At 45.1% G+C, this 10,933-nt stretch carries 9 protein-coding genes and 4 tRNA genes; all 13 read left to right on the top strand.

The genetic code is table 11. The features are described 5' to 3' along the window. The first annotated feature begins 61 nt into the window (after window positions 1–61). Window positions 62–2,047, top strand: a complete 1,986-nt coding sequence (locus A3738_RS28500; RefSeq protein WP_197474111.1) for an EAL domain-containing protein — start codon at window positions 62–64, stop codon at window positions 2,045–2,047. A gap of 16 nt (window positions 2,048–2,063) precedes the next feature. Further along, window positions 2,064–3,047: a DUF2333 family protein gene (locus A3738_RS28495; RefSeq protein WP_082890123.1), complete on the top strand. Its 984-nt coding sequence runs from the start codon at window positions 2,064–2,066 to the stop codon at window positions 3,045–3,047. 132 nt (window positions 3,048–3,179) lie between these two features. After that, window positions 3,180–4,250: a hypothetical protein gene (locus A3738_RS28490; protein ID WP_068483401.1), complete on the top strand. Its 1,071-nt coding sequence runs from the start codon at window positions 3,180–3,182 to the stop codon at window positions 4,248–4,250. Continuing rightward, a complete protein-coding gene (locus tag A3738_RS28485) occupies window positions 4,247–4,783 on the top strand; it encodes a DUF6160 family protein (RefSeq protein WP_068483404.1) in 537 nt (178 codons plus the stop codon). Before A3738_RS28490 ends, A3738_RS28485 begins: the two co-directional genes overlap by 4 nt. Before the next feature lie 3 nt (window positions 4,784–4,786). After that, window positions 4,787–7,351, top strand: a complete 2,565-nt coding sequence (locus tag A3738_RS28480) for a DUF6160 family protein (protein WP_068483407.1) — start codon at window positions 4,787–4,789, stop codon at window positions 7,349–7,351. A 73-nt stretch (window positions 7,352–7,424) separates the two neighbouring features. After that, window positions 7,425–8,375, top strand: a complete 951-nt coding sequence (locus A3738_RS28475; protein WP_197468885.1) for a biotin--[acetyl-CoA-carboxylase] ligase — start codon at window positions 7,425–7,427, stop codon at window positions 8,373–8,375. Continuing rightward, on the top strand, window positions 8,372–9,115 hold the full coding sequence (locus tag A3738_RS28470) for a type III pantothenate kinase (protein ID WP_068483413.1): 744 nt from the start codon (window positions 8,372–8,374) through the stop codon (window positions 9,113–9,115). Before A3738_RS28475 ends, A3738_RS28470 begins: the two co-directional genes overlap by 4 nt. Continuing rightward, window positions 9,112–9,741: an SPOR domain-containing protein gene (locus A3738_RS28465; RefSeq protein ID WP_068476059.1), complete on the top strand. Its 630-nt coding sequence runs from the start codon at window positions 9,112–9,114 to the stop codon at window positions 9,739–9,741. Before A3738_RS28470 ends, A3738_RS28465 begins: the two co-directional genes overlap by 4 nt. 31 nt (window positions 9,742–9,772) lie before the next feature. Beyond that, window positions 9,773–9,848 (top strand) — tRNA-Thr (locus A3738_RS28460). A 40-nt stretch (window positions 9,849–9,888) separates the two neighbouring features. Next, a tRNA-Tyr gene (locus A3738_RS28455) sits at window positions 9,889–9,972 on the top strand. 11 nt (window positions 9,973–9,983) lie between these two features. Beyond that, window positions 9,984–10,058 (top strand) — tRNA-Gly (locus A3738_RS28450). Between the two features lie 15 nt (window positions 10,059–10,073). Further along, window positions 10,074–10,149 (top strand) — tRNA-Thr (locus A3738_RS28445). Window positions 10,150–10,223: 74 nt separating this feature from the next. After that, window positions 10,224–10,933, top strand: a 710-nt coding sequence (locus A3738_RS28440; RefSeq protein ID WP_197474110.1) for a GTP-binding protein, incomplete at its 3' end; no start/stop codon positions are given.

The following is a 10,933-nucleotide window of genomic DNA, read 5'->3' as shown; positions in this document are numbered from 1 at the left end:
ATCTGTCTACGTGAACATATGAAATTGCGAACTGAATCGTCTGTGTGACTCTGTGATGGATATGCAAATAACAAATAAAAAACGGACTCTTAAACAGCTTGTTCTTATCTCTGTCGGGCTATTGTTCGTGGCGATGATTGCCCTTAGCGCTATATTCAGTTTTTCTGCCAGTAAGCATTACGTCCAAGAACAGTTAGCAAAACATTCGCNAGAAGCAGCGACATTTTTGGGAATAGGCTTGTCATCTATTAATGAGCAAGATAGTGGTGTTGGCCGAGAAAGGCTCATTGATGCCATGTTCGATAGTGGCGATTACCAGTCAATTGTTTTACGAATTAATGCATCTGATGAAGTCGTTGAACGAATGCTGGACGTAGAACAAACCAAAGCGCCACTCTGGTTTGTGGGCATGATCGATTTGCAGGTGCAAAGCGGCGATGCGGAGGTGATGTCTGGCTGGCAAAGGCTGGGAAGTTTGAAGGTCGTTTCTAATTCCGCGCTCGCAATCGACAAATTATGGGAGCGTTTTGTTGTTCAATTGATCTTATTTGCAGGCTTATTGATTGTTGGGCTTTTATTACTTTACAGCTTGCTTCGTTATTTATTGGCACCGCTAGTGCAGCTCGAGCAACAAGCGCAGCGCATTGCTAACCGATTTTTTGAACAGCCCCTTGAATTACCTCCAACGCGTGAATTGGACTCCGTTGCGCGTTCAATCAACGATATGGCTCAGAGCTTGAAAAAAGTATTCGATGAGCAAATCGATGATATCGAAAGGCTCCGGGATTTATCACGATTAGATGATTTGACGGGATTGTTTAACAGAGAAGGCTTTGATGCGCGTTTGAAGTCTGACTTAGTTGGTCGTTCTGTGACAGGCGTGGGGGAGTTAGTCTTAGTCATGTTAAATGACTTTGAGTCTATTAATCTGTCTCACGGGCGTCAGACGGGCGATGAGTTATTGCAGGAGATTTCTAAGCTACTAAAAGAACTTTCTGCCGAATATCGTGGCGCATATTGTTCAAGAAGATCTGGTGCGCAATTTAGTGTGTTTTTATCGGGTGTTAGTGTTGATTGTGCTGAAACCTACGCCCAGAAACTTCTTTCTAAAATTCAATCTATTCCGGTCTTACGTCAAGGTCTGAAAGATGACTGGGTGAATGTTGGTGTGGCGGAAGTGAGCGATGCTGAAACGGTATCGGGTTTGTTATCGAAAGCGGATATGGCGTTGCGACAAGCTCAGTCTAAAGGAATTTCGGGCTGGCAGCGTTACGTTGATTTAGAAGAAGATGGCGTTTCTCAAGAAGTTAGGCAAGCCAACCATTGGCAATCTATTTTACAGGATGTATTGCAGAATAATGCGCTTGTATTGCATGAACAGCCGGTACAGAGTTTGGTTGATGACTCGATTAGTCATAAGCAGTTACTTTCGCGTATTGAGTTAGATGGCGAGATGATTGTTGCGTCGACGTTTTTGCCGATGGCTAAGCGTTTTGGCTTAATGGTTAGGTTCGATGAAATGATTGTCGAAGCCGTATTTGCGGCTTTGAATAAGAGCGATAGTGATCAATCGATGCACTACAACATCGCTCTTTCTGAAGCAGCCATTGCTGATACTATTTTCATGGAGTGGTTGATAGAGCATCTTCGACAAAATCAGTCTATTCTTCATCGGGTGACCTTTGAAGTTCCTGAGCATGCTTTAGGTTTTGGCGAAGAGATACTTCTTAAGCTCTGTGAGCTAGGTGATTCTTGGGGCTTCGGGCTCTGTATTGATCGTTTTGGTGTTTCATCTATTCCATTTACGTATTTAAAGCGTGTTCGAGTCCGTTCGATAAAAATAGACACGAGTTTTATTAGGGATATTCACGAGAACCAAGAAAATCAGTTTTTCTTGCGCTCGGTCGTACAAATCGCGCATAGCCAAAATATTCAGGTTGTTGCCATAGGTGTCGAAAGCGCAGCTGAGTTGGCTGTTTTAAAAGATTTAGGTGTTGATGCTGCGACTGGCTATCAAATTTGTAAGCCGTCACAGGCTCAATTCTAGAAAGAGAGTCTCTTACATGAATAAACAAAAGGGTTTATTGCTACTTGTTCCGATTTATTTGCTTGTCGTAGTGGTGCTCGGCTTTTGGTGGAGTTCTGAACCTGATGTTCCGGACTTAGCATTGGTTGTAGAGCAAAGAGCGGGAGTCACGCTCTCTGATGCGCCCATTGGTGTGGCAACAACTGCGAGTCTTATTGAGTTGTCTGATACTTTGCTCGAAAAGCCTGGAGGATATTTATCAAACGATTTATTCCTGCCGGGCGTGTTTCTGGACAATATGCCTAGCTGGGAGTTTGGGGTTCTTGTTCAAATACGAGATTTATCTAGGGTGATGAGAAAAGACTTTAGTCGCTCGCAAAGTCAGTCCCAAGAGGATGCAAGTCTTAAGTTAGCAGAGCCGCAGTTTCACTTTGATAATCGTAGTTGGATTCTCCCGGCTTCAGAATCTGAATATCGCACAGGTGTAGCAGCTGTTGAAAACTATCTCAAACGCTTAGCGGATGAATCAACTCCTAATGCACAGTTTTATGCGCGTGCCGATAATTTAAGCGCTTGGTTGTCAGAAGTTGAGAATAGACTTGGGGGGTTGTCTAGGCGTTTGAGCGAAAGTGTGGGGCGCCCGAGTTTGGATCTGGGGCTTGCCGGAGATTATTCTGCTGAGCAAAGTACCTCGGGTGAAGGCTTTAAAGAGTCAAAAACATCTTGGTTTGACATCGATAACGTATTTTACGAGGCGCGCGGCACAGCTTGGGCGTTGATTGTGATTTTACGTGCTATGGAACACGACTTTGCAAAAGTGCTTGGCGATAAAAATGCTTTGATTAGCCTGCGCCAAATTCGTTTGGATTTGGAGGCGACTCAGAATACGATTTGGAGTCCGATGATTCTAAATGGCTCGGGGTTTGGTGTGTTGGCGAATCACTCTTTAACGATGTCATCTTATATTTCTAGAGCAAGCGCCGCAGTCATTGACCTGAGAAATCTCTTGCAGCAAGGCTAGAATATTGTTCTAGCTCACGTCTTGACTGCTTGATTTGTGAACGACTGTGAAGTTTCGTCCTGCTTCACATGTTTAAATTCATCTCTCCATATAATGTTGGTTTATTTCTTAAACAGGACGCATTGCCTCAATATGTCATACCAATGGCGCTCAATTTTCCCATCGATTATTCAGAATGCTGCGTTTATCGCGCTGGGTGCTATTGCCCTTCCTGTGCATTCTGAATTGGCAGCGCTTTCTGATAATGATTTATCAGAAGTAGATGGTGCTGGTATCGGGTTTGTGATGGAAGACTTTGCGTTTAGCCACGGTAATGACTCTTCTCAAGGTAACGTTTTTCGGATTACCGGCATCACCGACTCTGATGGTAATCCGGTCAATATTAATGTGAATCAAATGTACATCGCCCGAGCAGGAAGTGAGTATGGCGATGTGATAGAAGGCGTGAATTTAGGTCGCCTAGATAATCCCTATGAAATAGATTTGCTTGATGGCAATGATATTGGGTTGCCGGGCAAAGGTGTGTTGGAGATTGCGGCGCCAAGAATGGTTGACTCAACACTTGGTTATGACTGTTTGGATCCTAGCGCGGCGCAAGGCTCGGGAACATGTGCGAGTCGACCTGCTTCCGTTGATTTCGAGGCGGGAGAGCGACCAGATATTGGTTTTGAGTTGGAAGTGAATGTTGCCGGGCAGGCGCAAACTCACTTGAACATGCATGCGCACAGCGCGGTATTTGATGGTTCATATTTGCGTCTTTGGGGAGAAGATTCACGTATGGCTGCAGAGTATCGTTTGAACTTTTATACGCCAGCGCTTGAAATCTCTACCTGTGCGGTCGCGAGTTCTGCGTGCACATCCAAGATTAAAATGAGCGATTTCAAACTAGAGCTAGCGTTAGGGAATACCTTTCAGCCTCTTTATATCGGTGTAGATAATACGACTGGTGGTTTTAGTTTTCAGATTGATCAAATGACGACGAACTATCTTGCGAACATTGACCCTGTGAGTGGGGCATCTGATGGTTCTGCGCAGGGCGATATCGCGTACGCTTTTTATGAAGACTACTACTCCAATCAAGACTATCGTTCCGATATTTATGTTGGTGATATAGAAATAGGTGGTACAAGCCTTGGCTCGGCTAAAATCGAGGGCATGCTTATTCAACACCTAGATGTTCGTTTTAGGGATTTGACGCCATGATAATTCTTTCTAGAACACTACTGTTTGTATTCACGACTGCTTGCTTCCCCGTTATGGCAGAAATGAAGTCTATTGATGATGGCGACTTGTCCGAAGTCACTGGACAAAGTGGAGTGTACCTAAGTGGTGACATCTCGATTAACGAGAACGGTGGTCCGCTTTCTGATAATTATTTTGGTGCGTGCACCGACGCGACTAAATCGTGTGGGGCGCGTATTGCCTTGCAAACAGAGCAGGATGGTGGCTGGTTTGTGATTGACAACCTTCGAGGCGGTATTGCCTTTGAAGGGCTCACTATGAAGATTCGTGATATTGATTCTGGATTTGGTGGTGATGGTGCTTTATTCAATCGTGAAGTACTAGAGATTGGTTTGCCGGGAACAATTCGGTTTGATGACTTCCAGTTTACTTTAGCGGGTAGTGCAACGGAGCGCCCGTCTGATCCGGGGTTTCAGCAGCTCGACCTTTACGGGGTTGAAATGAGTGGTGAAGCGACACTAAAAGGTAATTTGTTAGTGTTTCCAACGGATTAAACCATGCGCATAGTAACCTTATCCCCCTTTACTTTTTTAATGCTTGCCCTCTCATTAGCGGTGCCTGCCTATGCCGAAATGCAAGCTTTAGAAGATGACTTCTTGTCGGGAGTTAGTGGGCAGTCAGGTATCACATTAAATCTAGAGAGTAATACCACGATTCAAGAGTTTGCTTACTTCGATGACGGTAATGGTATAGCTTTTGAGGGTTTGCGTATTGGTGGTTCTGGAGGAAGTGATGATTTTCTTAAGATGCAGATTCTTGTCGACATCTTGGAAGATGGAACGCTGTCACTTGATTACACAACGGATTCGCTTGAATGGGATGGTTCTACCTTCTCTCCGGTAGGTAATCAAGCGCGTGTTGAGATTCAAGATATTCGATTCATTGAAGAGGCTGGCGACAGTGTTGGTTCTAATCTATTGGGTACCCCAAGTTTAGGTGGGTTGTATTTAGATTTTGAATTGGATGGTTTAACAGAGATTAGTTCTAACGCCACAGCTTACGTTATTGATACGGCCTTTAGTTTAACGAATGGGCGTCTTGGTTATAGAACAAACGGAAATGAATTCTTTTTAGACGGTATGAGCATTGACTATATCGCGCCGGATGCCACGTTGGCTTATAACCCTACCTCTGGAAAATTCGAGTACGTAGCATCTCAAGTGGATCTTGAATTGCGTGCTGATGCCATACGATTAAGCACTAATGCCAACAATAATGGTGTGTCTAACGATGTAGATAGCGGAGTATTGCTGCCGAGTTACGGAAGTCTTTGGTCTAAGTTAGCGTTGAGTCAATCTATTCAGCTAGGTGCCGGTGGTCGGGATGGCGTAGAAGGCTTTAATTTGGATACTCAGGCAACAATTTCTAGTTGGGATTTGGCTTGGGGTGATGATACCGATTGGTCTGATATCGGATATTGGTTCGGCGCGTTAGGTGGTCAGGGCACGATTGCACTATCGAATTTAACTGTCGATGTGCTAGCGAGTGATCGTCATGCAGGACTCGAGTCGACACGCGATTATGGTGGTGGATTGCAACTGGGCTTTGATAGTTTGCAAGCGGCTTTGTTCTTTGATGCGGTTGTGCTGGGTGAGACCAAATCTAATATCGATGCTTACAAAGTCGATAGTGCTTTACCTATTAAGTCGTTGGGTAGTCTTGGCGTGAACTTACTGCTAGCCGATGGTGTCTATGACTCGGTCGCACGAACAAATGCAGTTGTTTTGCAGGCAGGTGGTAATGTCGACGCTGGATATCAGGGGCTTCGTTTGGATACGCAGTTCAGTTTAATCAGTCCTAATAATGAATCAAATTTGGTATACGTCGATAATGGTTTTGGCCTGATGTATAGCGGCTTAGAGGCGTATGTAGATGGTGATATAACTCTTGATGTCACTGCGGATGGCTTGCTAGGTTCGACTCAGTTTTATGATGGTCTGAGAATAGGGTTCGAGGATCTAGATTTTGCTTATCGAACCGAAGGGTTTCGTTTAGGTCGTGTTTCGGATGACGGTACGAGTCTGAAGTCTCAGGATTTATCTACGTCTTATAGTATTCCTGGTGTATCGGGTGCGTTGTTTGGTTTGGGGCTTTATCCTGAGTTGAGTGGTCGATTAAACGGGCATATCACTTTGGGGCCGGGCGGTCGTTTTGGTGATGAAGGTATTACCATCAATGCAGATATTGAATTGCGTGATGGCTTAATGGCTACTTATAAGGAATCTGATGGTAGTGGTTTCTGGTTGGCAGGACTCGATATGGATAAGCATCTTCGTGACATGCTTCTTGACGTTACTGAAGAGGGTTTGCGAATTTATGAGACAGAAAGTTGGTCGCGACTAGATGTCACAGACTTTAGATTAGGTGATCGGGCAACTGGTGCGAGCTTTGGGCGCATGGTGCTGGAGACATACGAACAAGGATCTGAAAGAACAATTTCCGCAGGCGGAGCTGGGGCTGTATGTGTTGGTGGGCAAGGGAGCGATAGCGCGTCGTGTCAATCTGATGGTGGTCGATGGTCTGATAGAGGGGATCAAGGCTTAACGATTGCATCGGCCAGATTTTTTAAGGATAGCGTTGAAGCGGAAGGCAAGCGCAATCGCTTTACGTGGGAGACTGGTCGCTCTGGAGAAGGTACTGCCGGTGTTGTGAATGACACTGGTATTAAGTTGGTGTTTGATAACTTTACGACCAATGATGGTGACGGTGTAACAGATTCATTTGGTTTACGAACCGATCAGAATATTGATGTTGCGTCAGCGTATGTGCGTAAAAAGTCAGATGGTGCTGACAGCAATGGTGTTGTAGGTAATAAAGGTGATGTAAAGGTGATGAATCCCGATGGGACGTACCGATATGTTGCACCGGCAGATTTGACACCAGAGGATTGGGATAGTTTGCCTGTTGGTCTTGCTTTACGTACCCGAACCCAACTTAAAGAGTTGGATTTCGGGTCTGTTGATCTAGTTCATTCATCTGGGCAGTCAGCTACCTTATTGCATGGTTTAAAATTGCAGAATGTTGATATCACGAGTGATATCACAATGACTCCGTTAGATTAACGTCTGACTTACATTGCACCGCTAAAATTTTCCTCGTTATAATTCTCATCCTTATTCCTTGATGAGATATCTAATGCACCTTTCAAATTTAATTTCAGTGCTTGCAGATGGTGAGTTTCACTCTGGTTCAGAGTTAGGTGAGCGTTTTGGTGTCAGTCGTACGGCAATTTGGAAGGCTCTTGAGGGGCTTGAGGGTCTGGGCCTTGATTATGAAAGTCATCGTGGCAAGGGGTACCGTCTTCTTTCGCCGATAGATTTGCTGGATAAAAGTAAGATCTTAAATTTTGTGTCTGATAGTCATCATGCAGACGCTCAGATTGAAGTCGTGGATACCTGTGCCTCCACTAATACTGACGTCCATTCGATTTCGGCCAATCTTCCTTATCGTGTTTTATTTTCTGAGCAGCAGAGTGCTGGGCGTGGCCGACGTGGCCGAGATTGGGTGAGTCCTTTTGGACAGAATCTATATTTCAGCGTGTGCTTCGAATGGTTTAAAGGGCCTGCGGCGCTTCAAGGTCTGAGTATTGTTGTTGGGATTGCATTGGCGCAAGTGTTGAAAGGATTGAATGTCACTGATGTTGGTTTGAAATGGCCGAATGATATTTGGATTAGTGACAAGAAAGCGGCAGGAATATTGATTGAGCTATCCGGCGAGGCTACCGGTAGCTGGCTGGTAACCATTGGTATAGGAATGAATGTGAGCATGAGTGAACGTCAGGCAAGTCAAATTGATCAGCCTTGGACTGCGATCGCTCAGCATGTAGACGTTGAAAGAAATGAATTGGCGGGTCGGTTATTGGAGAGCCTGCTGAATAATATGTCGATTTTTAGAGAAAAAGGGTTTGAGGCATATGTCGATGAGTATGGAAAGTTTGATGCGCTAAAAAATCGTTCAGTGAAAGTGATTGGGCCTGATGTAGAGGGCGTTGCTTTAGGTGTTGATTTGCAGGGCGGATTGCAGTTAAAGGTAGATGATGGAGTGAAGGTGTTTCATTCAGGTGAAGTGAGTGTGCGTCCAATATGATTCTGCAATTAGACGTTGGGAATACTAGAGCTAAATGGCGAGTGTTTGATGGTGATAGGGTATTTGGTCGCGGCGCAGAGTTGCAAGAGGATCTGTTAGATGTGCTATGCCAACAGTTGCCAAATGATGAGGATCTCTCGGTTCAGGTAACTTCGGTTGCCGGTAATCGATCGCTCGAAGATCTCATTAATTCATTAAAGTGCCGTTTTAATGTGTCTTCTATATATATAGCTCGCTCCGTAAAGCGTATGGGTGAAGTCGAATTTGGCTATAAAATTCCAGAGCATCAAGGTGTCGATCGATGTCTTGCGATGCTTGCGGCTTACTCAAAGTGCTTATCGGACTATAAGGGTGTCGTGGTTGTCGATGCCGGAAGTGCTTTAACTGTTGATGTTGTGAACTGTGATGGGAAGCAGGTCGATGGGTATATTGCGCCAGGCTACTCTATGCTCCGAAATTCTCTGTTAGGGCAGACCTCAAAAATTGAAGATGGCTATGCCAATAGTGATTGTGAAGGCTTATCAACTTTACGTTGTGTGAATGGTGGTGTTTCGCTTATGTTTTCAGAGCTTATAAAGAAAATAGAGCGTATGGCTGTTGAGTCAAAGTATCGTCTTGTTATAACTGGAGGTGATGCGGATTTGGTTTCAGAGTCTGTGTCGTTAGATTGCGCTGTGTCCGTTCCTGATCTGGTTCTCGACGGTCTCGCTTTAGCGCAAAAACAAGGTGTGGGATTGTGAAGATTGTCCTTCTTTTGTTTACCGTGAATGTCGTGTTCGCTTTATGGCAGTGGTCAGAGGTGAGAGGTTCTTATCAGCCGGTTGTGAAATATGCTGTAGGGGACGGGGTAGAGCGAATAGGAATCTCTGAGTCGGGTAGGGGCTGTTTGTTGTTAGGGCCTTTGAGTGACCAGCAAGAAGCGCGTAATTTTTTAGTAGCATTGTCTGATGCAGGTGTTCGATCAGACTTAATTGAAAGGCAAGAGGAGGTGGCTCCAAGATACTGGGTGTATTACGGGCCGTTCGAAAGCTATGCCGAATCCCTGAAAAAGCAAAAAGAATTTAATGATAAAGGGATCGATAATTTCATTATTACTGCGCAAGGTTTGTATGGTGCATTGTCTGTTGGTGTGTTTGAAAATATTGATTCTGCACAGCGTATGCAGGGTTATATGCGCGACAAAGGCTATATGACATCAATTCGCAATATCTTCGACTTCGAAAGTGTCTGGTGGATACAGGTTTGGTTGTCTGATAACTCTAGAAATCGTATAAAAATCAGTCAGATAGCTCAGTCTTTGGGCATGGTTATAAAAAGTAGAGATTTTTTTTGTAAAACTGTTGCATCCGAAAATTCTTTCACTTAGTATAGCGGCCTCTCGAAACAGGGGTGATTTAGCTGGTGTAGCTCAGTCGGTAGAGCAACGCACTTGTAATGCGTAGGTCGGGGGTTCGATTCCGTCCACCAGCTCCATTCTTTTTGAGGTAAAGAGGGTCTTTAGATTCTCGCTTTTGGAGGGGTTCCCGAGCGGCCAAAGGGATCAGACTGTAAATCTGACGCGAAAGCTTCGGTGGTTCGAATCCACCCCCCTCCACCAATTTTTTTGTGGCGGGTATCGTATAGTGGCTATTACCTCAGCCTTCCAAGCTGATGACGAGGGTTCGATTCCCTCTACCCGCTCCATTTAATTATACAAGCGCTCATATAGCTCAGTCGGTAGAGCACTACCTTGGTAAGGTAGAGGTCACCGGTTCAATTCCGGTTATGAGCTCCATATACAGTTTTGCGTGGTCTGCGCTCATTGCGGCGCAATGTCACTCATCGAGCGATTCTATAGGAGATGTTCGGATGGCAAAAGAAAAGTTTGAAAGAAGTAAGCCGCACGTTAACGTTGGAACAATTGGCCACGTTGACCACGGCAAAACAACACTAACAGCAGCACTTACTCGTGTATGTGCAGAAGTATTCGGTGGTGAGAAGGTAGACTTCGCTAACATCGATAACGCTCCAGAAGAGCGTGAGCGTGGTATTACAATCGCAACGTCACACGTAGAGTACGATTCAAATGATCGTCACTACGCGCACGTTGACTGTCCTGGACACGCGGACTACGTGAAAAACATGATCACTGGTGCTGCTCAAATGGACGGCGCGATCCTAGTATGTGGTGCGACTGACGGCCCAATGCCTCAGACTCGTGAGCATATCCTTCTTTCACGTCAGGTTGGTGTTCCATACATCGTAGTATTCTTGAACAAAGCAGACCTTCTTGCTGAAGACTGTGGCGGTGCAGGTACTGAAGAATACAACGAAATGCTTGAGTTGGTTGAAATGGAGCTTCGTGAGCTTCTAGATCAATACGAATTCCCTGGTGACGACACTCCAATCATTCCTGGTTCTGCTTTGATGGCATTGAACGGCGAAGATGACAACGAGTTGGGTACAACTGCTGTTAAGAAGCTTGTTGAAGCGCTTGATACGTACATCCCAGAGCCAGAGCGTGCAATCGATCAACCATTCCTAATGCCAGTAGAAGACGTATTCTCTATCTCTGGTCG

This window comes from Oleiphilus sp. HI0066 (genome assembly GCF_001635725.1).
Note: the sequence above shows the minus strand (reverse complement) of the source record. Positions and strands in the feature narration are given on the sequence as shown.